At 44.0% G+C, this 25,312-nt stretch carries 27 protein-coding genes; 3 read left to right on the forward strand and 24 right to left on the reverse strand.

What is annotated here, in order from left to right; genetic code table 11:
- Positions 1-3: 3 nt before the first annotated feature.
- Entirely contained in the window at positions 4-966 is a 963-nt protein-coding gene (locus M1M80_RS11415; RefSeq protein WP_004398006.1) for a DUF2515 domain-containing protein, read from the reverse strand.
- Between the two features lie 40 nt (positions 967-1,006).
- Between M1M80_RS11415 and recU the strand changes: the two genes are divergently transcribed.
- Positions 1,007-1,627 (forward strand): Holliday junction resolvase RecU, encoded by a 621-nt coding sequence (gene recU, locus M1M80_RS11420; protein ID WP_004398007.1) that lies wholly within the window; start codon positions 1,007-1,009, stop codon positions 1,625-1,627.
- A gap of 22 nt (positions 1,628-1,649) precedes the next feature.
- Complete coding sequence (locus tag M1M80_RS11425) at positions 1,650-4,403, forward strand: transglycosylase domain-containing protein (protein ID WP_060398890.1); 2,754 nt, start codon at positions 1,650-1,652, stop codon at positions 4,401-4,403.
- 71 nt (positions 4,404-4,474) lie between these two features.
- Here M1M80_RS11425 and M1M80_RS11430 read toward each other — a convergent pair whose 3' ends face one another.
- The 18 genes from M1M80_RS11430 to M1M80_RS11515 all read right to left on the reverse strand — a co-directional run bounded on the left by M1M80_RS11430 (position 4,475) and on the right by M1M80_RS11515 (position 20,699).
- Entirely contained in the window at positions 4,475-4,969 is a 495-nt protein-coding gene (locus M1M80_RS11430) for a YpoC family protein (RefSeq protein WP_004398011.1), read from the reverse strand.
- The gene (nth, locus tag M1M80_RS11435) at positions 4,966-5,625 is read right to left on the reverse strand and encodes an endonuclease III (RefSeq protein ID WP_003225594.1); all 660 of its coding nucleotides are present in this window, start codon (positions 5,623-5,625) and stop codon (positions 4,966-4,968) included. Before nth ends, M1M80_RS11430 begins: the two co-directional genes overlap by 4 nt.
- 18 nt (positions 5,626-5,643) lie before the next feature.
- Positions 5,644-6,342 (reverse strand): DNA replication protein DnaD, encoded by a 699-nt coding sequence (gene dnaD / locus M1M80_RS11440; RefSeq protein ID WP_004398016.1) that lies wholly within the window; start codon positions 6,340-6,342, stop codon positions 5,644-5,646.
- 93 nt (positions 6,343-6,435) lie between these two features.
- Positions 6,436-7,728: an asparagine--tRNA ligase gene (asnS, locus tag M1M80_RS11445; RefSeq protein ID WP_029316846.1), complete on the reverse strand. Its 1,293-nt coding sequence runs from the start codon at positions 7,726-7,728 to the stop codon at positions 6,436-6,438.
- Positions 7,729-7,869: 141 nt separating this feature from the next.
- Entirely contained in the window at positions 7,870-9,051 is a 1,182-nt protein-coding gene (aspB, locus tag M1M80_RS11450) for an aspartate transaminase AspB (RefSeq protein ID WP_060398891.1), read from the reverse strand.
- 22 nt (positions 9,052-9,073) lie between these two features.
- The gene (tseB, locus tag M1M80_RS11455; RefSeq protein ID WP_019258735.1) at positions 9,074-9,559 is read right to left on the reverse strand and encodes a cell wall elongation/penicillin-binding protein regulator TseB; all 486 of its coding nucleotides are present in this window, start codon (positions 9,557-9,559) and stop codon (positions 9,074-9,076) included.
- An 8-nt stretch (positions 9,560-9,567) separates the two neighbouring features.
- Complete coding sequence (locus tag M1M80_RS11460; RefSeq protein WP_004398025.1) at positions 9,568-9,738, reverse strand: YpmA family protein; 171 nt, start codon at positions 9,736-9,738, stop codon at positions 9,568-9,570.
- A 141-nt stretch (positions 9,739-9,879) separates the two neighbouring features.
- On the reverse strand, positions 9,880-12,675 hold the full coding sequence (gene dinG, locus M1M80_RS11465) for an ATP-dependent DNA helicase DinG (RefSeq protein ID WP_060398892.1): 2,796 nt from the start codon (positions 12,673-12,675) through the stop codon (positions 9,880-9,882).
- A gap of 125 nt (positions 12,676-12,800) precedes the next feature.
- Positions 12,801-13,184, reverse strand: coding sequence for an aspartate 1-decarboxylase (gene panD / locus M1M80_RS11470; RefSeq protein WP_019258737.1), 384 nt, complete (start codon positions 13,182-13,184; stop codon positions 12,801-12,803).
- Between the two features lies 1 nt (position 13,185).
- Entirely contained in the window at positions 13,186-14,046 is an 861-nt protein-coding gene (gene panC / locus M1M80_RS11475) for a pantoate--beta-alanine ligase (protein ID WP_004398030.1), read from the reverse strand.
- Position 14,047: 1 nt separating this feature from the next.
- Positions 14,048-14,881: a 3-methyl-2-oxobutanoate hydroxymethyltransferase gene (gene panB, locus M1M80_RS11480; protein ID WP_060398893.1), complete on the reverse strand. Its 834-nt coding sequence runs from the start codon at positions 14,879-14,881 to the stop codon at positions 14,048-14,050.
- 245 nt (positions 14,882-15,126) lie between these two features.
- Positions 15,127-16,104 carry a biotin--[acetyl-CoA-carboxylase] ligase gene (locus M1M80_RS11485; RefSeq protein ID WP_060398894.1) on the reverse strand — a complete coding sequence of 326 codons (978 nt, stop codon included), beginning with the start codon at positions 16,102-16,104 and terminating at the stop codon, positions 15,127-15,129.
- Entirely contained in the window at positions 16,089-17,282 is a 1,194-nt protein-coding gene (locus M1M80_RS11490; protein ID WP_004398033.1) for a CCA tRNA nucleotidyltransferase, read from the reverse strand. The genes M1M80_RS11485 and M1M80_RS11490 overlap by 16 nt, the downstream gene beginning before the upstream one ends.
- A 4-nt stretch (positions 17,283-17,286) precedes the next feature.
- On the reverse strand, positions 17,287-18,420 hold the full coding sequence (bshA, locus tag M1M80_RS11495) for an N-acetyl-alpha-D-glucosaminyl L-malate synthase BshA (RefSeq protein WP_019258741.1): 1,134 nt from the start codon (positions 18,418-18,420) through the stop codon (positions 17,287-17,289).
- Complete coding sequence (bshB1, locus tag M1M80_RS11500; protein WP_004398041.1) at positions 18,417-19,127, reverse strand: bacillithiol biosynthesis deacetylase BshB1; 711 nt, start codon at positions 19,125-19,127, stop codon at positions 18,417-18,419. Before bshB1 ends, bshA begins: the two co-directional genes overlap by 4 nt.
- The gene (gene mgsA / locus M1M80_RS11505; RefSeq protein WP_019258743.1) at positions 19,120-19,533 is read right to left on the reverse strand and encodes a methylglyoxal synthase; all 414 of its coding nucleotides are present in this window, start codon (positions 19,531-19,533) and stop codon (positions 19,120-19,122) included. Before mgsA ends, bshB1 begins: the two co-directional genes overlap by 8 nt.
- A 15-nt stretch (positions 19,534-19,548) precedes the next feature.
- Positions 19,549-20,352 carry a 4-hydroxy-tetrahydrodipicolinate reductase gene (gene dapB / locus M1M80_RS11510; protein WP_004398043.1) on the reverse strand — a complete coding sequence of 268 codons (804 nt, stop codon included), beginning with the start codon at positions 20,350-20,352 and terminating at the stop codon, positions 19,549-19,551.
- Between the two features lie 11 nt (positions 20,353-20,363).
- Complete coding sequence (locus tag M1M80_RS11515; RefSeq protein ID WP_004398044.1) at positions 20,364-20,699, reverse strand: nucleotide pyrophosphohydrolase; 336 nt, start codon at positions 20,697-20,699, stop codon at positions 20,364-20,366.
- 139 nt (positions 20,700-20,838) lie between these two features.
- Here M1M80_RS11515 and M1M80_RS11520 point away from each other — a divergent pair, with 139 nt between their 5' ends.
- Positions 20,839-21,711 (forward strand): YitT family protein, encoded by an 873-nt coding sequence (locus tag M1M80_RS11520; protein ID WP_004398045.1) that lies wholly within the window; start codon positions 20,839-20,841, stop codon positions 21,709-21,711.
- Between the two features lie 40 nt (positions 21,712-21,751).
- Here the strand turns inward: M1M80_RS11520 and ypjB are convergent, their stop codons facing one another.
- The 5 genes from ypjB to M1M80_RS11545 all read right to left on the reverse strand — a co-directional run bounded on the left by ypjB (position 21,752) and on the right by M1M80_RS11545 (position 25,301).
- A complete protein-coding gene (gene ypjB, locus M1M80_RS11525) occupies positions 21,752-22,546 on the reverse strand; it encodes a sporulation protein YpjB (RefSeq protein ID WP_004398047.1) in 795 nt (264 codons plus the stop codon).
- Between the two features lie 68 nt (positions 22,547-22,614).
- The gene (gene lhaT, locus M1M80_RS11530) at positions 22,615-23,208 is read right to left on the reverse strand and encodes a lipoprotein heptaprenylglyceryl N-acetyltransferase LhaT (protein WP_060398895.1); all 594 of its coding nucleotides are present in this window, start codon (positions 23,206-23,208) and stop codon (positions 22,615-22,617) included.
- A 111-nt stretch (positions 23,209-23,319) separates the two neighbouring features.
- Positions 23,320-24,087 (reverse strand): menaquinol-cytochrome c reductase cytochrome b/c subunit, encoded by a 768-nt coding sequence (locus tag M1M80_RS11535; RefSeq protein ID WP_004398051.1) that lies wholly within the window; start codon positions 24,085-24,087, stop codon positions 23,320-23,322.
- Positions 24,088-24,121: 34 nt separating this feature from the next.
- A complete protein-coding gene (gene qcrB / locus M1M80_RS11540) occupies positions 24,122-24,796 on the reverse strand; it encodes a menaquinol-cytochrome c reductase cytochrome b subunit (protein ID WP_003225560.1) in 675 nt (224 codons plus the stop codon).
- A 1-nt stretch (position 24,797) separates the two neighbouring features.
- Positions 24,798-25,301 (reverse strand): Rieske (2Fe-2S) protein, encoded by a 504-nt coding sequence (locus tag M1M80_RS11545; RefSeq protein ID WP_004398062.1) that lies wholly within the window; start codon positions 25,299-25,301, stop codon positions 24,798-24,800.
- Positions 25,302-25,312: the final 11 nt, after the last annotated feature.

Below are 25,312 nucleotides of genomic sequence, written 5' to 3' on the forward strand. Positions count from 1 at the left end.
TCTTTATTTTTTCAGCCAATGCTGCACCGCAAAAAGCGCATGAAGCTGGCGTTTTTTATGTAAATACCATTCTGTCAATTCAATCTGCTTCGGTAATTCCTCCCGCCTAAAGAACGTTTTCTTTATCTTTCCATGAAACCAATCTGTTTTCTTTCCGTCTAATGAGTGGATTAACTCAGGGTAGCATGTCCTTAGCATAGGAGATGTTCTTTTTGTAATCCCGATCATTTTTTCCATATCAAAACGGGAGCCTGTATGCGGCACTGTGTGCAGAAAGTGATAAAAAGAGGAGAACAATTCCGGACTGAACAGCAATTGAGACAGCTGCTTTCCAAGTCTTATCCTTTCCTCTGTCTTTGAAAAACGTTTCACTGAAATGCCGTAAAGAAACCCGTCTGCAGCTGGAAAAATAACGGTGTTGAAATGAAACCAGTCACTTAAATAAAAAGGAATCGTGTCAAAAACGTTCTTTTTAAACGAAGGATTTTGTATAATAGGTGTTTGGATAGTGTTTTGTTCATTTATAATGAGGGCATACATCAGCCGCTCCGTGTTTCGCTCATGCCAAAAACGGGCCCATTCTTCCGTCATAAATTGTGAGACGCCAAACACATGCAGATGATGAAACAGCGGTTTCCCGATTTTTTTTGACCAGTGATACAAAAGAAGCTGCGGATAGGCATCGGAAAAAATGAGCCAGTTCGCTCTTTCATAGGCTAAAAAGAACCACCTTTGCTGTCTCTCACGGAGTCCGAGCTGAAACAGACTGCCTTTTAAGTCAGTCATTGACCAGCCGGCATTGCGAGAAACGAAAGATGCCAAGAGCGACCATTTGATTTCCGGATGACGGTCATAAAATGATTTATACGCGTTCGTTCTTGAAATGTTATCTGCGTTTTTTGCTTTTGTCTGCCGCTCAATTCGGCTCAAAAGCTTTCTGATGGTCTGTTGTTCTTGCACGTTCATTCACTTCCGTCATGAATAGTTTAATAAGGAGGATGAGAAAGTGATTCGGTATCCTAACGGAAAAACGTTTCAGCCGAAACATTCGGTTTCATCCCAAAACAGTCAGAAAAGGGCCCCGTCTTACAGTAATCGCGGAATGACCCTCGAAGATGACTTAAACGAAACGAATAAGTATTATCTGACAAACCAAATTGCCGTCATACACAAAAAGCCGACACCTGTTCAAATTGTAAATGTCCATTATCCAAAAAGAAGCGCCGCAGTGATTAAAGAAGCTTACTTTAAACAATCATCGACAACAGATTATAACGGGATTTACAAAGGGCGGTATATTGATTTTGAGGCGAAAGAAACGAAAAACAAGACCTCTTTCCCCCTGCAGAATTTCCATGACCATCAAATCGAGCATATGAAGCAGGTAAAGGCTCAAGACGGTATTTGTTTTGTTATTATATCCGCTTTCGACCAGGTTTATTTCTTGGAAGCCGATAAGCTGTTTTATTTCTGGGACAGAAAAGAAAAAAACGGCAGAAAATCAATTCGAAAAGATGAGTTAGAGGAAGCTGCGTATCCGATTTCTCTTGGATACGCACCTAGAATTGATTATATTAGTATTATTGAACAGCTTTATTTTTCGCCTTCATCTAGTGCGAAAGGTTGATTAACGAAAGGTTGAGATGTTTATGTCAGATCAATTTAACAGCCGTGAAGCTCGACGAAAAGCGAACAGCAAATCGAGTCCTTCACCGAAAAAAGGCAAGAAACGAAAAAAAGGCGGATTGTTTAAAAAGACTCTTTTCACTTTACTCATTCTGTTTGTTTTAGGCGTAGTCGGCGGTGCCGTTACATTTGCCGTCATGGTTTCAGATGCGCCTTCACTAGACGAAAGCAAATTGAAGACGCCTTATTCATCAACAATATACGATAAAAATGGAAAAGAAATCGCTGAAGTCGGTGCCGAAAAACGGACCTACGTCTCGATAGATGAAATTCCCGATGTTGTAAAAGAAGCCTTTATCGCGACAGAGGACGCGCGTTTTTATGAGCACCACGGGATTGACCCTGTCCGTATCGGAGGCGCCTTAGTTGCCAACTTTAAAGACGGCTTCGGAGCTGAAGGCGGAAGTACGATCACCCAGCAGGTCGTCAAGAACTCCCTTCTTTCTCATCAGAAGACACTGAAACGGAAGGTGCAGGAAGTATGGCTTTCAATTCAGCTGGAGCGCAATTACTCTAAAGATGAAATTTTAGAAATGTATTTAAACCGGATTTATTTTTCTCCTAGAGCATACGGAATCGGAAAAGCGGCGGAAGAATTTTTCGGCGTCACAGATTTAAGCAAATTGACTGTAGAACAAGCTGCGACACTTGCGGGTATGCCGCAAAGCCCGACAGCGTACAATCCCGTTAAAAACCCGGATAAAGCGGAAAAAAGACGGAACATCGTACTCAGTCTGATGAAAAAGCAAGGATTTATTTCTGATTCTCAATATAACAAAGCGAAAAATGTAGCAATGAAAGACGAAGGCGTTGTGTCACAGAAGGAATATGAAAAAGCAAGTTCAAACAAATACAGCGCGTTTGTTGAAGAAGTCATGAAAGAAATTGATGAAAAATCTGATGTCGATCCATCTGCTGACGGATTAAAGATTTATACGACATTAGATACAAAAGCACAAGACAAACTAGATGAGTTAATGGACGGAGACACTGCCGGATTTACTGAAGGCATGCAGGGCGGCGTGACGCTTCTCGATACAAAAACCGGAGAAGTCCGTGCGATTGGTGCCGGAAGAGATTCTACGGTTGGCGGCTTCAACTATGCTACTCAAGGAAAAACTCAGCCTGGTTCTACTATTAAACCAATTTTAGACTATGGGCCAGTTATTGAAAACAAAAAATGGTCTACTTACGAGCAAATAGACGACTCGGCTTACACGTATTCAGATGGAACACCTATCCGTGACTTTGACCGCTCGTATAAAGGACTCATGTCTATGCGTGAAGCACTTGCCCAATCTCGTAACATTCCGGCTTTAAAAGCATTCCAAGCAGTTGGAAAAGATGCGGCAGTTGATTTTGCTAATGGATTGGGGCTCGGATTAAATAAAGAAAAAGTGTATGAATCGTATTCTATCGGAGGATTCGGCGACGACAACCCAGGTGTCTCTTCGCTGACTATGGCAGGAGCATACAGTGCATTCGGAAATAACGGAACTTATAATGAACCGCATTTTGTGAAGTCAATTGAATTCAACGATGGAACAAAGCTTGATTTAACACCTAAGTCAAAGTCAGCGATGAGTGACTATACAGCCTTTATGATTACAGATATGCTGAAAACAGCTGTTAAGACCGGTACTGGACAGCTTGCTCAAGTACCGGGAGTGGAAGTCGCAGGTAAAACAGGTACAACAAACTTTGATGAAGCGACTATACAAAAATACAATATCGCATCAGGCGGTGTACCAGATTCATGGTTTGTAGGATATACACCTCAATATACAGCTGCTGTATGGACAGGTGTAGATTCTCAAAATAAGATAGGAAAAAAATCTTTAAATCATACAGAACAGCAAGTTGCAAAACGTCTATTCGCCCAACTCATCGCCGATGTCGATGACGGAAGCGGATCATTCGAGAAGCCTGACAGCGTAGTGGAAGCCACTGTAGAAAAAGGCTCTAACCCTGCAAAACTGGCAGGACCTAATACGCCAAGCGATAAAAAGCTCACAGAGTACTTTGTAAAAGGCACAGCTCCTTCTACTGTTTCTAAAACATATGAGAAAGAAGAAAAAGAAGAAACAGAAAAACTGTCTGGTTTAAGTGTGAAATATGATAAAGACAATCAATCATTGACATTAAGCTGGAATTACGACGGAGATGCGACCTTTGCTGTTAAGCAATCTGTTGATGGCGGCAGCTACTCAGAAATTCAAAACAGCTCTGCAAAAGAGGCAGTCATTTCAGGCGTGCAGCCAGGATCTGTATACAAATTCGAAGTGACAGCCGTCAGTGATGATGGCAAAAGTACAGCTTCCACATCCTATGAAGTGCCGAAAGCTGAAGACGACGAAGATAAAGAAGATCAGCAACAAACGGATGATGAAAATCAAGATGATGAGAAGACTCAGGATGACACACAAACTGACGATTCTCAAACAGATGACAGCCAAACGGATCAAGATCAGACAGATGATTCAACAAACGATCAAGACAAAAAACAAGACAACACGAACACCAATCCGTCCGACAACAGTAACCAAGACCAATCTAACGATAACAGCAACAACAATAGCAACAATCAGGATACGTCGGATGATAATTCGAACCCAGATACAAATGATTCATCAGGTTCTGATCCAAATAAAAACAAAACAGACACTACCGACAAAACACAAACGAACTCATCATCAACAACCGAAAAAACAAATTAAACAAAAAGCCATCACCTTTAGGTGATGGCTTTTTTCTTTCAGAAAAAACCTCCCCTTTCAAGGGGAGGTTTTTATCGATTCATCGCATGATATTTATAAAAATGCTTTTTCATTTCAGTAAACAGCTCATCAAGCTGAATAAAGCAATGGTATTGAGTCGGCTTCAGGAGAATAAACTCCACCCGTTCAGCCCAATTGATCGGCTTTGCGGGAAATGATTTCTTCGTCAGTTCTGACCAATCGAGCGACTTCACCCGCTCGCCTGCTGTCCAGTGAAACGAAGCCAGCAAACACACAATGCCCTTTAGCATTTCGTTTTGGTCACATCTCGATTTTCGTGTTTGAAAGACTGGGAGAAGTGATGCTTTGATGTCATCCCACACTTCAAATAAATGCGGAACGTACTTGCCGCTGTCCTCCCATGGCAAAACGCCTTTAAATTCCGTGCAGAAATCAATATACACGGGGTTGATTCGCAAGGCTTCTTTCATATCCGAGGAGCTCATCTGGCCAAGACTGCGCAAGTATTGCTCATAGGAAGCCAACACTTCTTTTGCTTGCGTCATCGTTTCACCAGTCCTTTTTTATCTCTCTTCTGCCCCTCTCTGCACAGAGAAAGCAGCGGACATTCCGCACAGCGCGGAGACTGCGCCTTACAATGATATCTGCCGAAGAAAATAAGCCGGTGATGCGTAACGGACCAGTCTTCTTTTGGCACTTTGCGCATCAGCGTCTTTTCAACTTCCAGCACCGAGTCCTTCCACCGGCAGATTCCCAAACGCTTGCTGACTCTCTCCACATGGGTATCCACGGCGATGGCCGGCACGCCAAAGGCAACGGATACCACGACGTTGGCGGTCTTTCTTCCGACACCTGGCAGTTTGACAAGCTCATCACGGTCTCTCGGCACTTCTCCGCCGTAATCTTCAATAATCATTTTGCTCAGTTTTTGGATATTTTTCGCTTTATTACGGTACAAACCGATTGATTTAATATCCTGCTGAAGCTCTTCCAGTGAAACAGCCAAATAGTCTTCCGGCCGTTTATATTTTTGAAATAATGTTTTGGTCACTCTGTTTACAAGTGCATCTGTACATTGCGCAGATAAAGCGACTGCCACCACTAATTCAAAAGGATTGGAATGAACCAGTTCACACTCCGCGTGGGGAAACATGTCGCCTATTTTGTCTAAACAGAATTCAATTTGTTTTAGATTTAACACGATTGTCACCTTTTCACTTTATTGTTCAAGCCAATTGTAAAAAGGAACCTGCCTTTTATACTCTTTTTGCGGTTCATTCTGCTTTGCTTGTACCCGCCGGAATTTTTGGCTGTGGATTTTTGCCTGCTCCACAGTTTTCAGCCCGTTTTTCTTCCACTCAAACAAAATCCGGTCAATGTAGCGGAAACTGAGTTTTCCTGATAGTACAGCCTCTTTTAACGCGTGTTTAATCAGCTGTGCGTCATGCTGGTCCTGGTCCTGCCAGATAGCCAGTGTTTCACACTCTAAAGGTGATAGCGGTCTGGCGAACTCTTCCTCAAAAATGGTATAAAGGCTTTTTTGTTCCCCTTCTGCTTTTCTTTCCTGTGTTTGATTCTGTGCAAGCTGTATAAACTCGTACAGCTTCCCCCATAAAGGCTGAAGCGAATACTTCTCAAATTTGATGCCGTTTTGGTCTTCGCATTCTTCAATGAACAGAAAACCTTTTTGAATAAACATCCGTAATCTGTTTGTGCATTCCTCAACAGAAATTGACATACCTTCCTGCAGCTGATTCGGTGTAGGAAAATAAGATCCTTTTTCTAAATGCATTTTAATTTTTAGCAGCAGAATAAGTTCTGTTTCATTAAGCCCGAGCTGTTTATAATGCGTGAGCAGAAGATTGGGAATTGTTGACGTCCCCTGTTCCTGCATATCAATAAATTGATGTTTTTTCATCGTTACACCTCTTACTGTAAAGGATCGTGATATCCCCTTTACTGTAAAAAGTCTCCCTTGCAGGAGACTCTTTTTTTGTTTCATTTGAATGTATTACGGATACAGACGGTTTAATAGTCTTGGGAACGGAATGGTTTCACGAACGTGAGGCGCTCCGCTGATCCAAGCTACTGTCCGCTCTAATCCAAGGCCGAAGCCGGAATGAGGAACTGATCCATATTTTCTAAGTTCAGCATACCATTTATACGCGTCAGAATCCAGTCCATGTTCTTTAAGACGCGCTTCCAAAAGTTCCATATCGTGAATCCGTTCAGATCCGCCGATAATTTCACCATAGCCTTCCGGCGCAATCAGGTCAGCACAAAGCACGACATCCTCGCGGTCAGAAGCCGGCTGCATATAAAACGGTTTTAAGGAAGTCGGATAGCGAGTGATGAAAACCGGTTTGTCATAGTGTTCGGCAATCGCTGTTTCATGAGGCGCTCCGAAGTCGTCTCCCCACTCGATATCGTCAAAGCCTTTTTCTTTCAGAAAATCAATCGCTTCATCATACGTAATTCTTGGGAACGGAGCTTTGATTTGCTCAAGTTTTGACGTGTCTCTTCCTAATGTGTTTAATTCAATTTTGCAATTCTTAAGAACAGATTGCACAATGAAAGAAACGTAATTTTCCTGTACTTGAAGGTTTTCTTCAAATTCTACAAACGCCATTTCCGGTTCGATCATCCAGAATTCGATCAAGTGGCGCTTTGTTTTAGACTTTTCCGCTCTGAATGTCGGTCCGAAGGAGAATACTTTTCCTAAAGCCATTGCCGCTGCTTCCATGTAGAGCTGACCGCTTTGAGACAGGTAAGCATCTTCATCAAAATATTTTGTCGCAAAGAGCTCTGTTGTTCCTTCAGGTGCGCTTCCAGTCAGAATCGGCGGATCCACTTTTACGAAGCCTTCGTTATTAAAGAATTCGTAAGTCGCGCGAATGATTTCATTACGGATTTTCATGATCGCATGCTGGCGTTTTGAACGCAGCCATAAATGTCTGTGATCCATCAAGAATTCCGTACCGTGTTCTTTTGGCGTAATTGGATAATCAGTAGCTTCGTGAATGACTTCAATACCTGTCACAGCTAGTTCATAACCAAGCGGAGAACGCTCGTCCTCTTTGACAATCCCTTTTATATAGAGTGACGTTTCCTGCGTCACTGATTTAGCTGTTTGGAAAATGCTTTCTTCCACTTCCGCTTTTACTACGACACCTTGAATAAAGCCGGTACCGTCCCGCAGCTGTAAAAATGCGATTTTCCCGCTTGAACGCTTATTAGCGACCCAAGCTCCGATCGTTACTTCCTCACCTACGTGCTTGTACACCTGGTTGATTGTTGTTTTCAACATATTTCCCTCCAAAACAAGAAAGACATTCGGAAGCTCATTGCCCCGAACTCTATTATCATCACTTTATTATACCCGCTCTTAACTAACCGGGTCAATGCAGATAAAAAGCGGCTTTTCTGTCAGCCGCTTTTTGATCTGTTAGCTATGTTTTTCTACAAAACGTTTGATTCTTTCAACCGCTTTTTCAAGAAGTTCTAACGATGTTGCGTAAGAAAGACGGACATTATCAGGAGAGCCGAATCCAGACCCAGGAACAATCGCAACTTTTTCCTCCTCAAGAAGCGCTTTAACAAATTCATCTACATCTTTAAAACCGCAAGATTGAGCTGCTTCTTTTGCATTCGGGAACAAGTAAAAAGCGCCTTCCGGCTTCACACAGCTGAACCCAGGGATTTCTATGAGCTTTGCATAGATTGTGTTTAATCTATGTTCAAATGCTTCTCTCATTTCTTCCAGCGGCTCAGAAGGTCCGTTATAGGCAGCAATTGCTCCGTACTGGGCGATTGATGTCGGGTTTGACGTGCTGTGGCTTGCTAGGTTAGTCATCGCTTTAATAATGTCTTCAGACCCAGCCGCATAACCGATTCTCCAGCCCGTCATACTGTGTGACTTCGACACGCCGTTAATAATAACCGTTTGCTCTTTCAGTCTGTCAGACAGCTGTGCTATGGAAACGTGTTTCTTTCCGCCGTATGTAAGTTTTTCATAAATTTCGTCAGACACAATCAGGATGTCATGTTCAAGGCACACTTCACCAAGCGCAGACAGCTCTTCTTCGGTATACATGACACCAGTCGGGTTGCTTGGAGAGTTAATGACGATCGCTTTTGTTTTTTCTGTGATCGCATTTTTCAGCTGTTCAGGAGAAATTTTAAAATGATTTTCCTCAAGCCCTTCTACATAAACAGGATTTCCGCCAGCGAGTTTCACCTGCTCCGGATAGCTTACCCAGTAAGGCGTTGGAATAATGACTTCATCTCCTTCATCCAAAATCACTTGGAAAAGGGTGTACAGAGCATGTTTGGCACCAGTGCAGACAATAATTTGAGACGGTTTGTATTCAATATTCTGGTCACGTTTAAATTTCTCTGCAATGCTGTTTTTTAGTTCAGCCAGACCACCTGATGGCGTGTACTTCGTATGGCCTTCGTTCATTGAACGCACAGCCGCATCAATAATGTGCTGCGGTGTATTGAAGTCTGGTTCGCCGGCCCCTAGGCCGATGACATCATGGCCTGCCGCTTTCAGTTCTTTCGCTTTTGCTGTGATTGCCAGTGTGGTAGATGGTGTTAATGCGGATACTCTTTTTGCCAGTTTCAACTTGAACTCCCCCTAATTCGTCTTAAGGCGTGATATTTTTGAGAATCTTTCCAGTTGTAAAGTCCACATAACTTAAACTGTATTGACCTTCTTTGTCTAAGTACGTTACTTCCCAAAGCAGGACATTTCCTTCCCTTGCCAGGTGAACCTCTTTTTGCTTTGAAACCAGCCCTTCATCCTGTATGATTTTCGCCGCTTTGTCTTCCGAGATTCCCTCTTTTGCTTCTTTTGAGAGAATTTTTGCTTTTTTATCAGCAGGAACCCAGACATATAATTTGCTGCCTTTTTTGTCCGTTCCCTTTACGACATAATATTTTTCTTTTCCGACAAATGTTTCGACTTGATCAACGCTGGTGAGATCGGTTTCTTTTTTAGCTTCAGCAGCTGCTGCTTCGTGCCCCTCTTCCTTTTGTGCCATGGCCGATTTATAAATGCTTGCCGAGACAAGAAGTACTGCTAAAAAAATAATACCAAAAATGACGGTAAATATTAATGCTTTTTTTCTCATCTTCTCACCTACGTACGATAAATGGTAAAAACGGCTTGGTTTTTGTTTTCTTCATTCAGCGCAAGGCCGAACATCAGATTGTCTCTTTTCAGTGTCCGATTCAGTGTGTCTACAATTTTATACAGGTCATCAGAATGCTCTACATTAATTGTTGAAAGAATTTCGATTTTGCTTTCCATTATTTCATCCTCCAGTTTGAACAAATATTGTTAGTCATACTCCATTTCAGGACACGCCATACTAGTATCACAGAGCGGCAAAACCGCTTTTAAATAAAACACCATCCTACTCCCACACCGGAAAGCCGCTTTATGCGGCTTTTATTCATTTTTCCATGCAACATAAGCCTCAAGCTCGCTGTCAGTCATTTCAGATACGGAGGTTGTCGGCAGGGCATCAAGAAACAGCCGGCCGTAACCAGCCGTTTTAATCCGTCTGTCCAATATGACAATCGTCCCTTTATCCCCCGCTGTCCGCAGCAACCGGCCGATTCCTTGCCTAAAGGTCAGCACAGCTTCCGGAAGTGATACTGTTTGAAACGGATTCAGCCCTTTTTTGCGGGCAAGCTCACATTTCGCAGCATGAAGCGGATGATCAGGGGACCGGAATGGAAGCCTCACGATCATTACTGTTGTCAGCTCATCACCAGGGAAATCAACGCCTTCCCAAAAGTGATTTGTGCCAAGCAGGATCGCCTGATTGGATGTTTTAAAAGTTTTCATCAGCTTGCCGGGACTTCCGCCTGTAATTCCTTGTGCCAAGAGCTGAATTCCGGAAGCACTTATCGCTTGCTTAAGCACCTGATGAACTTTTTTCAGCATATCATGGGATGTAAACAGCACAAGGATTTTGGGCTGTTTTTCCTTTGCCATTAGCTCGATATAACGGGCCGTATCCTGTATAAATTCAATTTGCCCCGTATCTTGAATTGATTTCATTTCTTTTGGAATCATCACACGCATGCGCTCATCGTAAGAAAAAGGCGACTCAATTCTCATGGTCCGCGGGAAAAAGTCACCCAGTCCCAGTCGTTCAATCATAAATTGAAAAGAACCTTCGACAGTAAGAGTTGCAGATGTTAGCACCACACTATTTTTGCGCGCGAAAAACTGATCAGCCAGAAGTTCACCAGGTTCAAGCGGCTGTGCGTAAATGGCCACCGCATTTTTTGCTCCCTTTGCGTCTATTTCAATCCAAACCGCTTCATCGTCATCAGACTCAAAGAACAGCTTCTGCAACGTTTGACAGTAACGCTGCAAACCTTTCATGCTTCTTTGATATTCATCGGCTAAAAAGACGGTTTTGTTCTTCATACTAGTTAGGTGTTTTTCCATCAGGGCAGACTGTGCCTCAAAAAGCTGCTGCAAATGTGTCAGCATGGAACAAAGCCTCTCCGCTCCATCCGTTAAAATCGGCCAGCTTTTATCTTGGCTTTCTTTGTTCACCTTAAAGACTAGACGGTTTAAGTCTTCTTTAGGTTTTCTTCGTTTGACAAAAGAATGCACAGAGCTGAAGAAAGCATCACTTTCTGCTTGAATGTGCTGAATCCACTCTTCCAATTCGAAAAATGAATCAACCGGCAGGCTGTTTCGCTGAAATAGCTGTCTCATCTTTTTTAGAAGTCCCTGCTCCTTCAGAGTGCCGATTCTGCTCAATTTAGAATGCAATTCTATGTACGTGGCTCTTTTTCCTAAATGTTCGCTTGCAGCCCGTTCAAAATGATGTGCTTCATCGATAATAAATGTACCGCTTTCCGGTAGCCTTTTTTTCTGGCTGCCTTCATCGGTCAGCAAAAGAGAGTGGTTGGTGATCACCAAATCGGAACGCATGGCAATCTGTTTGGCCCGCTCATAAAAGCCGGTCACACTCTCATTGCGACTTCTTTTGTAGGAGTCATCGTCATAAGCCAATCTGTCCCACAGCAATTTTCCGCCTGAAGGCAAATTCAGCTCAGCTACATCTCCTGTGTTTGTCTCTGTCAGCCAAACGAGGAGCTGTGCCTTTGTCAATACGGCATCATAATTATCATCGTCTTCATGAAGAACCTGCTCGAATTTATACAGGCATAAATAATGCGATTGCCCTTTTAAAATTGCCGCTGTTACCGGAAATGGAAACAGGTCTTGGACAATCGGCAAATCCTTTGTCAAAATCTGCTGCTGCAAAAGCGTTGAATACGTGCTGATAATAACCGGCTTTTTTGATTTCTTGGCAAAAAGCGCAGCCGGAATAAGGTAGCCAATCGTTTTTCCAATTCCCGGAGGAGCTTCAATCAGCGCATGCTCACGATTAGCAAACGCTTCAGCCACCTCTTTCATCATCATCATTTGGCCGTCTCTTTTTTCATACCCAGGCATTAACTCAGACAGCGCTTTTTCATTTCCCGCTTCCCAATTTTCGATCTCAAATGAGAAGTTCCCGTCTTCATTGACACGTCTATCGATAGATTCAGGTTCTCTGACAGAAAAGGAAGAAAAGCGCACATAGCCCGTTATTTCGGTATGTCTGTTTTCATAAATGAACATATCCAACAAATGCGTCAGATCACTGATAAAATGCTGCGAAAGCCTTCTTAACTGTTTTAATGTCGGATAAGGAAGCTGCCGCAGCTTTTCAAGGATTTCCAAAAAAATAAGCCCTGTGACTTCAGCGTCGCTGTCAGCCCGATGCGGCTGATCGTGCCGCAGTTGAAGCTCCTCGCTTAATTCGGTCAGCTTATATCCCTCAAACCCCGGAAAAACAATCCGGGAGAGCTCGACAGTATCCAGCACTTCACAATCCGGAAGCTGAAAGCCCGCCTTATGTAACTCATACTTGACAAATCCAAGGTCGAAATGGATATTGTGGGCGACAAAATAAGCGCCGTCAAGCAAATGGAACACTTCTTCAGCCACAGCTTCAAACGGCTGTTCATGCTCTACCATTTGATTGGAGATTCCAGTAAGCTGCTCAATAAAAGCAGGAATGGATTTATTTGGATTAATGTATTTTGAAAACCGCTCAGTAATTTGTCCATTTTCGATTACAACCGCTGCGATTTGTATGATTTTATCGCCTTTCTTCGGCGAATTCCCTGTTGTTTCTACATCTATAACAACGAACCGTTGCTCATTCATTAAAATGGACACCTCAATTCTTGCATACGACAAAAGTGTAACACGTTTTGTGCGGAAATGGAGCGGCAAAACCGTTTTACTCTCAAAATCTTAAAAGAAAACCCCCGATAAAGGGGGCTTTTCTTCTACAAAATTGTGTGGGCTGGTTCATTCCCCAGCATTTGTTCAATTTTGTTTTGATCATTCAGAACAGCCACTTTCGGCTGGTGGCTTGCCGCTTCTTGATCAGACATCATTTTGTAGGAAATAATAATGACCTTATCACCTTCCTGCACAAGGCGTGCGGCTGCACCGTTTAAGCAGATGACGCCGCTTCCGCGTTTACCAGGAATAATATACGTTTCCAGACGTGCTCCATTATTATTATTTACAATTTGCACTTTTTCATTAGGAAGCATTCCCACTGCATCAATGAGGTCTTCATCAATTGTAATGCTTCCCACATAGTTTAGGTTTGCTTCCGTAACGGTTGCCCTGTGAAGCTTTCCGCTCATCATCGTGCGATACATATTATATTCTCTCCATTTCTCGAATATCAATAATGATATTATCTATTAAACGCGCTTTTGAAAAAGCAACTGCAACAGCCAGAATCATCTTTCCTTCAATGTTGTTCACAGGCTCGAGTTCCGGATAGGAATAAAGCTCTACATAGTCAATGGTGCCGCTTGTCGTTTCAATGATTTCTTTCGCAGCATTTATCACCGCTTCGGGATCTCTTTCACCGGCTCTGATCAGCTCCGCACTTGTTTGAAGTGCCTGATAGAGCTTAGGCGCTTCTTTTCTTTCCTCAGCTGTTAAGTATACATTGCGGGAGCTTTTGGCTAAGCCGTCTTCCTCTCTGACCGTATCGACAGCAACCAATTCAATATTCATGAAGAAATCGCTGATTAAGCCATCAACAACAGCCACCTGCTGTGCATCCTTTAAACCGAAATAGGCGCGGGTCGGCTGCACAAGGTTGAACAGCTTCGTCAGTACGATTGCAACCCCATCAAAATGCCCTTCTCTTGAGCGACCGCATAAAACGTCTGTGCGTCTTTCAACGTGAATTGTGACATTCTTTTCACCAGGATACATGTCATGAGCATCAGGCGTAAAAAGAATATCGACTCCGGCGTTTTCTGCAAGGGCCGCATCCCGCTCAATATTGCGCGGATATGCTTCAAAATCTTCATTAGGACCGAATTGCGCAGGATTCACAAAGATACTCATAACAACGGCGTCATTTTCTTGTCTTGCTTTGTCTGCCAAGGTTAAATGCCCCTCATGCAAAAACCCCATCGTCGGAACAAATCCGACTGACTTCCCCTCTGATTGATATTGTCTTATGGCTTCTTTCAGCTGTGAAATATCTGTAATCTGTCTCATCTTATTTTCCTCCATACAAGCCGTCAAGCACTGTCTGGTTCATTTGAAAGGAATGCTTTTGTTCAGGGAAAGCACGATGTCTTACATCATGGACATATCCGCTGATTGCTGTTTCGATTGTTTCGTCAATTCGCGTATATTGTTTTACAAATTTAGGTGTTCTTTCAACACCGTGGCCGATAATATCATGATAAACGAGAACTTGTCCGTCCGCTTTCACACCAGCCCCGATTCCGATGACCGGTATGCTTAGCATTTCGGCAATTTTGGCTGTGAGTTCTGCAGGAACACATTCCAGTACAAGCATCATAGCTCCTGCTTCTTCGCATTTTATACTGTCTTCTATTAATTTTTTAGCGCTTTGTTCGTCTTTGCCCTGTACTTTATATCCGCCCAATACACCGACTGACTGCGGTGTCAGGCCTAAGTGACTGACTACCGGAATGCCTCCGAGCGTCAATGCGCGAATGGATTCAAACACGCCTTCTCCGCCCTCAAGCTTCAGCGCGTCAGCTCCGCTTTCCTGAACGATCGCAGCCGCATTTTTCAGCGTATCTTCCTTAGACAGGTGATAAGACATAAACGGCATATCCGTTACGATAAATGTATTCGGCGCGCCCCTTTTAACCGCTTTTGTATGATGGATCATGTCCGCAACTGTCACACCGACAGTTGAATCAAGGCCGAGGACGACCATTCCGAGTGAATCACCGACTAAAATCATGTCGACTCCCGCTTGTTCAGCCAGCTTAGCCGCTGGATAATCATAAGCGGTCAGCATCACAATCGGTTCTTCAGACTCCTTCATTTTTAGAAAATCCAATTTTGTTTTCATGTTTTCTCCTCCTCATGTTTAGAGGAGATGAGCTGCCGTTTTCTTTTACAAGCCAAAAAACCTTCCGTTACAACGAGAAGGATTCTTCACTTTCTAAAGTTCGGCGAGTTTCATCCCTCTGTCCCAGTCCTTTTTTGGATCAAGGCAGACTGCTGCAATGTCTATCTATTTTTATAATAGGTGCAGTTCGCAGGCGATACTGCCCAATGGAAGTATACCAAAATCAACGGGCTTGTACCAACACATTAACCCAATTCTATATCGGCAGAATAGATTTTTTTAATGCCTTCCTTCGTTTCTAATAGAAGAACACCTTCATCATCTATACCTAGCGCCTTCCCGTAAAATGTTCCGTTTAACGTTCTGGCCCTCATATTAGTGCCGATTCCCAGCGCATAGCTTTCCCATAAAAGCTTAATCGGTGTAAAACCGTGATTCATATAATCCCGGTACCGTTTTTCAAAGCAAAGTAAAATATGCTGGATGACGCCGGCCCGGTCAATTTTTTCTCCGGCAGCTTGGCTGAGGCTTGTCGCGATGTCCTTCAGTTCATCTGGAAAATCGTCCGGCTGCTGGTTAACATTAATGCCCATCCCGATGATGACTGAACGTACGCGGTCTTCCTCGGCCTGCATTTCTGTTAAGATGCCGACTGTTTTTTTTCCGTTAATCAAAATATCATTAGGCCATTTAATGTCCGTCTGGATGCCTGCTGCCTCTTCTATTCCCTGCACAACAGCTATTGCAGCAAGCAGTGTGAGCTGCGGTGTTTTTTGGAGCGGAATGTCTGGCCGCAAAATCAGGCTCATCCAAATGCCGTTTCCCTCTTGAGAATGCCACACCCTAGACATTCGACCCCTTCCGGCTGTTTGTTTGTCAGCCACCACGAGGGTGCCTTCCGGTGCGTTATCATTCGCAAGCTCATGCGCCGTTTTTTGCGTGCTCGAAAGAACGTCATGATAAATAAGATGCTGGCCCATCACATCCGTTTTCAGTCCGAAGCGAATTTCGCTTTCACTGAGTTTCCCGGGCTTTTTAATGAGCCGATATCCTTTTCTTCTGACGGCTTCTACTTCATAGCCCTCTTTCCGAAGCTCTTCAATATGCTTCCACACAGCAGTTCTGGAACAGCCGAGGGCATCACTGATTTTTTGGCCGGAAATAAATTCATTTCCGGCCTGAGAAAATAATTCAATAAGATCTTTTCTTAATGTTGACCGCATGTCTTCAGCCACTCCTCTATGTGGTTCTTTTGATTGGAGAGCTTTCCCGTCACAACTGCCTGCTCGATCTGCTGTAATTCTTCCGACACCCATTTTCCAGCAGGCCGGTTTCGAAGCGCAAGCAAATCCTTACCCGTGAAATCAAGATCCTTGAGGCTTTTGATCGGCAGGCTTTGATAAGCGTTTTGAATGTCTTTCAGTTTTTCTTCATCCAGTTTTTCATTTTCCCGAAGCTGCGCTATTTTGGCTGCTGAAAGCAGTGCCTTTTCCCCAGCCTTGTACATTGACATATCGTCAAGGCTCTGGCCAAACGTATGGGCAATGTGAATGGCTTCCTTCATCACCTTTCCCGGGAGCTTCCAGGCTTTCAGGAAAAGCGGCGCATCTTTCAAGTCTATGTCAAGGTCAATTAAAAGCGCAGCCCAAAGCTCCTCACGGGATGTTAAAAAGAAAAATGGAAAGTTACTCGCCGCAATCAGGTTCTCTCGTTTATGGTAAAAACCAGGCAGTTCCTCATACAGCCCCGTTTGAATGAGCGTTTGAAGCGCTTGGCGGGACGCTCTTCCCTGCAGCAGCTTTTCGAACTCTATAGTTTTTCGCTCTACTGAAACATGGGATAGGAGTGTTTTTTCCTTCGTGATCGCTTCTTCTGTTTCAAGTGAAAGCGTAAAGCCAAGCTGACTCATAAAGCGTACGGCTCTCAGCATGCGAAGCGCATCCTCTTGAAATCTGTCCTCAGGCTTTCCGACGGTTCGAATCAGCCTCTGATCAATATCTTTCTTACCGCCAAAATAATCAAGCACCTGCCCGTCAGCTGTCATGGCCATCGCATTAATCGTCAAATCTCTGCGTTTTAAATCCTCTTCTAAAGATGTGATAAATTGTACATCTGATGGCCTTCTATAATCTTCATACTCTGATTCAGTCCGGAATGTAGTGACTTCATAGGTTTCATCTTCCCAGAGCACAATAATGGTCCCGTGCTCTTTTCCTACATCAACTGTTCGCTGAAACAGCCGTTCTACTTGATCCGGAGCCGCATCAGTCGCGATATCGACATCTCCGATCGTTCGTTTCATATAGCTGTCACGAACTGCGCCTCCGACAAAATAAGCCTGGTGGCCCGCTTCGAATAAAGTGCGGAGCACGGGAAGCGCTTTGATAAAAACTTGTTCCATGTGATCACTCCGGTTCTGCTAAATCGGCATAAATCTGTTCATACTGGCTGACAATTTTTTGTGAAGAAAATTCATTTTTGAGCATTTCCATTGCCGCCTCTGTAAACCGCTTGCTTAGCTGTTCATCTTCTAAAATACGCATCGCGCTGGCTGTTGCGGCTGCAACATCGCCGACATCCACCAAAAATCCGCTCACATTATTCTTAATAACCTCCGGGATACCGCCAATGTTTGTTCCGATACAAGGCACCCCGCAAGCCATCGCTTCAAGCAGGACAAGGCCAAAGCTTTCTTTTTCAGACAGCAGCAGCTTCAAATCGCTAATGGAATAAAGCTCCTCAACACGATCTTGATTTCCAAGCATTAAGACTTGGTTTTCCAATCCATATTTTCTGACAAGCTCACAGGCTGTCGATTTCTCCGGGCCGTCTCCGACTAAAAGCAATTTTGCTTTCGTTTTGCCGGCGATATTCCGGAACACACGGATGACATCCTGCACACGTTTGACCTTTCTGAAGTTAGACACGTGGATGACGACTTTTTCGTCTGGTAAAATACCATGTTTCTCTTTAATCACCGCTGTATTTTTCTTCAGATACACGCGCTCATCTATAAAGTTATAAATCGTTTCGATTTTTTTCTCCGGTTTAATTAAATCGTATGTTTCAGCTGCAAGCGCAGAGGAGACAGCTGTCACCCTGTCTGATGCCTCAATGGCAAAACGGATCAGATCTTTTAGAGACGGGTCATACCCTAACACCGTGATATCCGTACCATGCAAAGTGGTCACAATGCCGATATTGCGTTTTAGCATCTGCTTTGCAAGATAGGCGCAAACCGCATGCGGGAGAGCGTAGTGAGCATGGATAATGTCTAAATTCTCCCGTTCCGCCACCTCGGCGATTTTGCTTGCCAATGTCAAATCATACGGCGGATACTTAAAAACAGCATATTGATTAACCTCAACTTCATGAAAATGAATATTGGGATGATATGTATTCAGTCTAAACGGAATGCTTGACGTGATAAAATGGATTTCATGTCCTTTTTCAGCAAGCTGCTTCCCCAGTTCTGTCGCAATGATACCTGAGCCTCCGACGCTCGGATAGCATGTGATCCCTATTTTTAGTTTTTTCATTGTTCGCCCCCAAGCACATCATGATCAAGCATCAGCATCCGTTTGGAAAAGAAACCTTCGGCATACCCCACTCCCGCTTCTTTACCGTAAAGCTTTTCTCTCGCTTCAACGATCTCGATATAGCCATTTGTCAGAGGTGTTGAAACTGAATCCTTTGACGGTATAAACTGGCTTTTGTAGGCATTAAGGCTTTGTTTCTTGGCCTCTATTGTATCCGAGATATCAATGACAAAATCTGGCTGATGAAAACCATTTATCATATAATAGTAAACCTTGCTAACTTTATGCGCGGGAAGGCTTTTTTCGTCTTTATATTTATGGATTCCGGCGGAAAAGATTGCTTCTTCCACCAGTGCTGCCGCATTGCCGTGATCGGGATGGCGATCCTTTTTATACGGCATAAAGACTGCTTTTGGCCGGCAGGTCCTGATGACACTGACTATCGCCCGAATTGCCTGATCACTCATCATCAGACCGCGGTCTGGAAGCGTCAGCTGAATTCTTTTTTCTGCACCTAATATTCGGGCTGCTTCCGCTGCTTCCTCTTTACGTAAGCTGACCGTTCCGTTTGAAGAGAGTTCCGCTTCGGTCAAGTCGCATATAATAACTTTTTTCCCCTGTTTGACAAACTTCGCTATTGTGCCGCCCATTCCGATCTCGACATCATCACTGTGGGCCCCAAAAGCAAGAACGTCAGCATTATACATTCGGCTCTTCTCCCCGAAGAAGATTGCGGAATTCAAAAACACCTTCATCAAGTGTGCGGACAAGAATTTCCGCAGTACCCATATTTGTGGCGAGCGGAATGGAATACACATCACATAAACGGATTAATGCCGAGACATCCGGTTCGTGCGGCTGCGCGGTCAGCGGGTCGCGCAAAAAGATGACAAGATCGAGTGCATTGGCTGCGATCAGCGCACCGATTTGCTGGTCTCCCCCTAAAGGGCCGGATTGGAAACGTTCAATGTGAAGACCAGTCGCCTCTTGAATTTTCAATCCTGTTGTTCCGGTTGCGTATAGATCATGATGACTCAAAATATCCCGATAGGCAGTCGTGAATTGAACCATATCCTGTTTTTTCTTGTCATGCGCGATCAAAGCAATTTTCATCATTTCTCCCCCTGTCTAATCAATGATATTTTCCAGTCCGTACACAAGCTGATCAATCTTCATGACTTGTTCGACTGACAATTTAACACCTGACATGAAAGAAGCGCGGTTATAGGAATCGTGGCGGATCTGAAGCGTTTGGCCATCCATGCCGAACATGACTTCCTGGTGTGCAATCAGTCCCGGAAGACGGACGCTGTGCAAGCGGATACCGTTTTGCTCCGCTCCTCTTGCTCCTGGGAGAATTTCTTTTTCATCCGGATGTCCTTGCTGCTTTTCTTTACGAACCTCTGAAATCATTTCTGCTGTTTTAAGCGCCGTTCCACTTGGTGCGTCAAGCTTCCGGTCATGGTGAAGCTCAATAATCTCAACATCCTCAAAGTAGTTTGCAGCCATTTTCGAAAATTTCATCATCAGTACCGCACCAAGCGCAAAATTTGGAGCGATGATGGCTCCAATTCCCTTCTCTTCTGTTAAAGACGTGAGCTCTTTTAAATCAGCTTCTGAAAATCCGGTTGTTCCGACAACTGGACGAACTCCGTGCTCTAATGCAATTTTTGTATGTACTTTTCCGATTTCAGGCGTAGTCAAATCAATTAAGACATCCGGCTGTGTTTCTGTAAAACAGGCATGGATATCTGTGTAAATCAGGGCATCTGACTCAACAGACATCACATCAGATAATTTTTGCTGGTCGTATGTATGGTCTATGGCCCCGACAAGGTCAAAATGAGGTGTTCGTTCCGCCAATTTAACAGCTTCCTGCCCCATTCTTCCACGCGGTCCTGCAATGACTACTTTAATTGTTTCGTTTGACATCTTAATCTCCTCTACTTTCCTTCTTCTTTTCTGGTCCAGCGATCTTTATCTCTCGTATTAAATTTATGCATAACTCGATCGTGGGCTTCCTCTAAAGAGATATCTAAAGAGTTGGCTAAACAAACCAATACAAACAGCACATCGCCCATTTCCTCTTCCATGCTTTTATCATCTTCAGTCGCTTTTTTTGGTTTTTCTCCATAACGATGATTGACTTCTCTGGCAAGCTCGCCCAGTTCTTCGGTCAGCCTCGCCATCATGGCAAGCGGGCTGAAATATCCTTCTTTAAATTGGCCGATGTAACGGTCCACTTCAGCCTGTATGTCTTTCATTGTTTTATCACTCACTGCACGAAACCTCCTATCATCCTCTTACATGTTAGCTAATTCAGATACGTTTGACAAATGTTTAAGCACGTTTGCTGTTTTCTTTTTCATCCACTATAATATAAACGCTATCTAATGGAAGGAAAAGGGGTTTTGTGTGATGCTTGGAGAAATTAGATTAAAAAACATATTTTTTATTTTAATCGGAGCGGCGATTTTTTCATTTGGCTTGGTTCATTTCAATATGCAGAACAATCTGGCTGAGGGCGGTTTTACAGGTATTACACTTTTGCTTTATGCCCTTTTCCACATCAGTCCCTCTATCTCGAACCTGGTTTTGAATATTCCGATCTTTTTTATCGGCTGGCGTTTGCTTGGCAGGACAATGTTTGTTTACACCCTTGTGGGCACTGTAGCATTGTCTCTGTTCCTCAGCATTTTTCAGCGATATGAAATACATATGCCTCTTCAGCATGACTTAGCGCTCGCTGCTTTATTTGCCGGCGTGTTTATCGGAGCCGGATTAGGCATTATTTTTAAGTTCGGCGGTACGACAGGCGGAGTTGATATCATTGCCCGTTTGGTCAATAAGTATTTTGGGATTCCGATGGGCAGAACGATGTTTGCTTTCGATGCCTGCGTCATCATTTTGTCTTTGCTTACTTACCTCTCCTATAAAGAAGCGATGTATACCCTGGTGGCTGTATTTGTAGCGGCAAGATTAATTGATTTTATTCAGGAAGGCGGATACGCTGCTAAAGGGGCGACCATCATCTCTTCGAAAAACGACCTGATCCAGAAAAAGATTCTTGAAGAAATGGAACGGGGCGTCACCATTTTGAAAGGACAAGGTTCCTATACAAAAGAGGATATAGATGTACTTTATTGTGTGGTGCCGAAAAACGAATTGGTGATGCTGAAAAGTGTGATTAACTCCGTTGATCCTCATGCCTTTGTGGCAGTAAGTGATGTCCACGATGTACTCGGAGAAGGATTTACGCTTGATGAAAATAAAAATCCGCTTCCCCGCTGACATTTAATAGAAAAAAGGCGGCTGCCGCCGCCCCTCATGCTCATTTAGGGTAGTCCCGTTTTTTCAGCTTGTTTTTCTCCGCTTTGTACTTTCTGTAGCCGACATAGGTGAGAGCCGTAATGATAATACTGCCGGTTGTGATGATCACCCAGAGTAAAGACGGATCGGCATCATCCTCCTCCACCCTGTCAAATACATTTTTCAGATCATGCTGAAGAAGAGAAAGCCGTTCAAGCTTCGTGCTCTCAGTCATTTGCTGAAATTCCTCTTGCTCAATGACGTCTATATGTTTTCCCACTGTTTCAAGCTGATCCTCTGATACATCGATTGTAAGACTTGGATAAATCAAATCATATAAACTGATAAATTCATTCCATTTTTCATGAAAGCTCGTACTTTCATTTTTTTGGACATCCTGCTTCAGTTCAGCAAAGGCTTCCATAATCGGTTTTTCCAGTGATCCCCAAAGCGGATCAGACCGATTCTCCACCGCATCCATCAGCATTCTGAACTGCGCGGCTGCTCTGAGTTTTTGTGTATCTGATGTATCAGCTTGCTTTAAACTCCGTACCATATCGTTATAGCCCAGTGTGATTTGACGGATTTGGGCTCCGGTTAGCATGGGGTCTTGCTGTTTTTTTTCAGCGGATTTTAAAGTTTTTTCAAAGTAAGCAAGGACTTGCAGCGCCTCTTCATATTTCGACTGGCGGGTCATTTGAAAGACCGTATCGGATAAATCGTTCAATTCTTCGAGGCTTCCCCGCTCTGCAGCCTTGGCATTTCCATTATAAAAAATAAGAGCAAGCAACAAACAGATCGTCAGCTTTCGTTTCATGCAGGTCCCTCCCACTCTCTCTCCTTACAGAATATGAAGAAAGGGACAAGGATAGACCAACATTGTCTTTACATCAGCTCAAGCTTTGATTGCTTTTTCGAGACCACAAGAAAGTAAGCCAGCCCGATTGAAAAGATGCTCAGCCAAAATGTTCCGTACCCTATATCAGTCATATAATCAGAAAGCATAGAGTACTTCGGCATCATTTCAAACAAGTAATCAATGACATCGTTATGCAGCGTCCAGACGGCAGCAATTGCAAGATGCCAAAACGAAAAACGAAAATACGGACTGTACAATACGCCTTGGACTGCCATTGCAAAATGCGAGACAATCAGCATATAGCCCTCCCACGGCAAGTCACCTGTTACAGCCAGCACAAGAAAATTCATAACGACCGCCCATAGGCCATACTTTACGAGGGTGACTAGCGCAAGCGCCTCAAAGAGCGGGGCGTTCCGTTTCATGATAAAGGCGAGCATCACAAACAGAAAGAAAAACGTTGCTGTCGGACTGTCCGGAACAAAAACGAGGAAACGGGCCGGTGTCTCCAGAAGCTGCGGCAAATACCAGTAGTATCCGTAAACCGTTCCCAGAAAATTGATGGCTAAGACCAGAATAAGCACCGTCCGCTGTCCTAATACATATTGAAACCATTTCACATCATATCAACTCTCAGTCTGTAAAAAATAATATGTCCATATAAAAAAGCTGACGCCGGGTCAGCTTTTGATAATAAAAGTATATCCTTCCATTTCGCAATTCACAATACGTTATTTTGCAGTTGTTTCAGAAATGAATTTCGCAAGTTCTTCGAGCTGCTTATCATTCCCTTTAAACACACCCGCCGGCATTTTGCCTTTCCCTTCAACAGCGATTTTTTTGATTTCTTCCGGTTTCAGTCCGCTGTCAACCAATGAAGGCCCGGCCGCTCCCCCTTGGAGGTTATCCCCATGGCAAGAAATACAGCCCTGCTCCTTAAATACCTTATATCCCTCTGCATTGGTGTCAATGTCAGCTTCTTTTGTGATTTTCCCCTGTTCTTCTGCCTTGGCCCAGTCATGAGTAGCAACTGACTGCCACGTCAAAAACACAGCAGCAGAAATGGCCAAAAGCATCATACCGACAGCAACAGGACGCTTCCACGGCCTTCTTTCTGTTCCTCTGTCAAGGAATGGCGCCAAAAGCAGGGCGCCAAAAGCGAGTCCCGGCATAATCATGGCGCCGACGACTGTAAAACTCCCGGCGGCGTATTCATACTTCAACAGCTGGTATAAGAAAAGAAAATACCAATCCGGCAGCGGAATATAACCTGTATCAGTCGGGTCCGCCATCCGCTCCAAAGGCGGCTGATGCACAATCGTCAAAACAAGAAAACCGATCAGAAAGACAGCTCCAACCATCCATTCCTTCAACAAGAAATTCGGCCAGAAAGCCTCTGTTTTACCGGGATACTCCGAATAATCCTTCGGTATATTCGGCTTTTTTTCAGCCGGTATCCTTGAGTCGCCTACAAATTTCATCCCTTTGCCCCGGTGCATGTCATCCCCTCCCTTTTATTCGCAGATCAAGAGTTTAAAGCGGTCCTGAAATCCCCTGCTTCCGGATCATAATAAAATGTGCAGCCATCAGCCCGAACAATGCGGCAGGAAGAAAGAATACATGGATCGCAAAAAACCTAGTCAGCGTTTGGGCGCCTACAATATCCGGGTGCCCCGCAAGGAGTGTTTTGACTTGCGTCCCGATCAAAGGCGTGGCTTCAGCGATCTGCAGCCCGACTTTTGTTGCAAACAGAGCCTTCATGTCCCAAGGAAGCAAGTAGCCTGTAAAGCCAAGCCCGAGCATGACAAAAAAGATCAGCACACCGACAATCCAGTTCAGCTCGCGCGGCTTTTTATACGCCCCTTGGAAAAAGACCCTCAGTGTATGTAAAAACATCATCACAATGACCAGGCTCGCACCCCAGTGGTGCATTCCCCTGACGATCTGGCCGAATGCCACTTCATTTTGCAAATAATATACCGATTCCCAGGCATTTTTGATATCAGGCACATAGTACATCGTTAAAAACATTCCAGATAACACTTGGATAACGGTTACAAAAAACGTCAGTCCCCCAAAGCAATACACAAACGCAGAGAAATGATGGGCGGGATTCACATGTTCCGGTACTTCGTGATCGGCAATATCCCTCCACATCGGTGTAATATCAAGCCGCTCATCTACCCAGTCATAAATTTTGTTCAGCATGTCACCCTTCCCCCTTAGGCTTTGCTTTTCCAAGATACAGGAAGCCGTCTTTTACTTCTTGCTCATAATGATCAAGAGGCGAAAGCGGCGGCGTGCCCGGGACATTGGTGCCGTCCTTTTCATAGAGTCCGTAATGGCATGGACAAAAGAATTTATTCGGGTTTTTAGGATCACTATTCCAGTTCACCGTACACCCTAAATGCTTACAAATTGGCGAAAGTGCTACAATTTCATCCCCGTTTTTGAAGACCCAGGCTGATCTTGACTCTTCTGACTCATACCAGGCATCGACTTGATTAATTTTGAAATCAAAACGCTGCGGCTCTTTTGTCAGCTCATCTACGCTGACAACCTGAACCATGTCCTGCTTTCCTGTCGATTTTAATACCGGGTCGAGTGCAAAGCGAACCATAGGCATGAGCATACTAGCCGCCATAAAACCCCCTACGCCTGTGAGCGTATAATTCAAAAATTGACGTCTGGATATATCATGTTTTCCGCCCATCTCTTCTCCCC

The organism is Bacillus inaquosorum (assembly GCF_023238325.1).
Classification (GTDB): domain Bacteria; phylum Bacillota; class Bacilli; order Bacillales; family Bacillaceae; genus Bacillus; species Bacillus inaquosorum.

Coding starts and splice junctions, on each gene's coding strand:
- ypjB (WP_004398047.1), bottom strand. CDS start 22,546: ATGAAACGAAAGCTGACGATCTGTTTGTTGCTTGCTCTTATTTTTTAT.
- dapB (WP_004398043.1), bottom strand. CDS start 20,352: ATGTCAAACGAAACAATTAAAGTAGTCATTGCAGGACCGCGTGGAAGA.
- M1M80_RS11425 (WP_060398890.1), top strand. CDS start 1,650: ATGTCAGATCAATTTAACAGCCGTGAAGCTCGACGAAAAGCGAACAGC.
- dnaD (WP_004398016.1), bottom strand. CDS start 6,342: ATGAAAAAACATCAATTTATTGATATGCAGGAACAGGGGACGTCAACA.
- M1M80_RS11520 (WP_004398045.1), top strand. CDS start 20,839: ATGCTTGGAGAAATTAGATTAAAAAACATATTTTTTATTTTAATCGGA.
- panD (WP_019258737.1), bottom strand. CDS start 13,184: ATGTATCGCACGATGATGAGCGGAAAGCTTCACAGGGCAACCGTTACG.
- M1M80_RS11485 (WP_060398894.1), bottom strand. CDS start 16,104: ATGCGGTCAACATTAAGAAAAGATCTTATTGAATTATTTTCTCAGGCC.
- bshB1 (WP_004398041.1), bottom strand. CDS start 19,127: ATGTATAATGCTGACGTTCTTGCTTTTGGGGCCCACAGTGATGATGTC.
- M1M80_RS11430 (WP_004398011.1), bottom strand. CDS start 4,969: ATGACGCAAGCAAAAGAAGTGTTGGCTTCCTATGAGCAATACTTGCGC.
- qcrB (WP_003225560.1), bottom strand. CDS start 24,796: ATGCTGAACAAAATTTATGACTGGGTAGATGAGCGGCTTGATATTACA.
- tseB (WP_019258735.1), bottom strand. CDS start 9,559: ATGAGAAAAAAAGCATTAATATTTACCGTCATTTTTGGTATTATTTTT.
- mgsA (WP_019258743.1), bottom strand. CDS start 19,533: ATGAAAATTGCTTTGATCGCGCATGACAAGAAAAAACAGGATATGGTT.
- panC (WP_004398030.1), bottom strand. CDS start 14,046: ATGAGACAGATTACAGATATTTCACAGCTGAAAGAAGCCATAAGACAA.
- bshA (WP_019258741.1), bottom strand. CDS start 18,420: ATGAAAAAACTAAAAATAGGGATCACATGCTATCCGAGCGTCGGAGGC.
- M1M80_RS11490 (WP_004398033.1), bottom strand. CDS start 17,282: ATGGAACAAGTTTTTATCAAAGCGCTTCCCGTGCTCCGCACTTTATTC.
- panB (WP_060398893.1), bottom strand. CDS start 14,881: ATGAAAACAAAATTGGATTTTCTAAAAATGAAGGAGTCTGAAGAACCG.
- dinG (WP_060398892.1), bottom strand. CDS start 12,675: ATGAATGAGCAACGGTTCGTTGTTATAGATGTAGAAACAACAGGGAAT.
- M1M80_RS11415 (WP_004398006.1), bottom strand. CDS start 966: ATGAACGTGCAAGAACAACAGACCATCAGAAAGCTTTTGAGCCGAATT.
- M1M80_RS11535 (WP_004398051.1), bottom strand. CDS start 24,087: ATGCACCGGGGCAAAGGGATGAAATTTGTAGGCGACTCAAGGATACCG.
- M1M80_RS11460 (WP_004398025.1), bottom strand. CDS start 9,738: ATGGAAAGCAAAATCGAAATTCTTTCAACAATTAATGTAGAGCATTCT.
- M1M80_RS11545 (WP_004398062.1), bottom strand. CDS start 25,301: ATGGGCGGAAAACATGATATATCCAGACGTCAATTTTTGAATTATACG.